The sequence below is a fragment of the Streptococcus pseudopneumoniae genome (assembly GCF_001072665.1).
Lineage (GTDB): Bacteria > Bacillota > Bacilli > Lactobacillales > Streptococcaceae > Streptococcus > Streptococcus pseudopneumoniae_S.
In genome coordinates this window covers 1-1,191 of sequence record NZ_JVJI01000047.1, presented here as the reverse complement: position 1 = coordinate 1,191, position 1,191 = coordinate 1, and the positions used below count along the sequence as shown (strand labels likewise).

The window sequence follows — 1,191 nt, the reverse complement described above, 5'->3', positions numbered from 1 at the left end:
TATATCACTATAGCCTTTGGGAAGAGTTTCATACTTTCCAAAAGGAGTATAGGATATATTTGGATCATCACTTGGCCAACCTGGACTGATTTTAAACCCATCTATATGCCTTAAAATATTATTTGTACGATATGTCTTCTCTGTCTCCTGGTAGATTTCATCAAAAATATTTTTAGGTTGTTTAGGAAAAAAGTAAAAACAGGATGATATGATTATCACGAATAAGGCTACTAAACCGAGGATTTTCTTCATGTTATCACCAATTCTCCCACTGGGTTTCAATCTTGACCTCACCATAGTTGCTTGGCGAGTACTTACTGTCATAAATCGAGCACCAATCTTTCAAGACTTTCTGGTTAACGATTTCGTCATAGTAAGAATCCAAATCCTTGGCAGTGATACCATACTGCTCTAGGTATGATTTCACCTCTGATTGCTCATCAATATATACTTTGGAATTATTTTCTTTTTTTATTATAGTAACTTCTTTACTCAAAACACCTAATTTATAATTGTAGCTTCCCCATACTTTTACACTAACATTAGAAGATAGTCTTCTTTCAGAGTAAATGAACAAAACCTTTTGTGAGTTTTGAAAATTAAAACCAATTTCTATCTCAGAATAATCTGACGGTATTTTCTCTTTGTTGTATAATCCGAACGGAGTATACAAAATATTGGGGTCATCACTTGGCCAAACTGCTCTTATTTTAAACCCATCGATGTTTCTTAAAATATTATTTGACCGATAAGTCTTCTCCGTCTCCTGGTAGATTTCATCAAAAATGTTGTTAGGTTGTTTAGGAAAAAAGTAAAAACAAACTGATATAAGTAATACAATTATTGTTAAAACACCTAGTATTTTCTTCATGCTATCACCAATTCTCCCACTGGGTTTCGACTTTCACCTCGCCATAGTTGCTTGGTGAGTACTTACTGTCATAAATCGAGCACCAATCTTTCAGGACTTTCTGATTTACGATTTCGTCGTAGTCCTTCTCTAATTCTTCTTTGGTTATGTTGTATTTTCTTAAATATTCTCTTACTTTTTCTTCATCGTTAATATATTGACCTGGTTTCCTTGGCTCTTCAATGATGGCAAGCTCTTTTTTTAGCACTTTCTTTTGCATATTATAGTGTGCCGAATACCATAGGGTAATATTCGAATTAGTCTTTCTTTCAAAAAGAATC

At 33.5% G+C, this 1,191-nt stretch carries 3 protein-coding genes; all 3 read right to left on the bottom strand.

What is annotated here, in order from left to right; all coding sequences use genetic code 11:
- Window positions 1-252 (bottom strand): TipC family immunity protein (locus ADH52_RS03095; RefSeq protein WP_049510029.1); only part of this gene is annotated, 252 nt, incomplete at its 3' end.
- Window positions 253-256: 4 nt separating this feature from the next.
- Window positions 257-871: a TipC family immunity protein gene (locus ADH52_RS03090; RefSeq protein ID WP_049510027.1), complete on the bottom strand. Its 615-nt coding sequence runs from the start codon at window positions 869-871 to the stop codon at window positions 257-259.
- Window positions 872-875: 4 nt separating this feature from the next.
- Window positions 876-1,191 (bottom strand): TipC family immunity protein (locus ADH52_RS03085; RefSeq protein WP_049510026.1); only part of this gene is annotated, 316 nt, incomplete at its 5' end.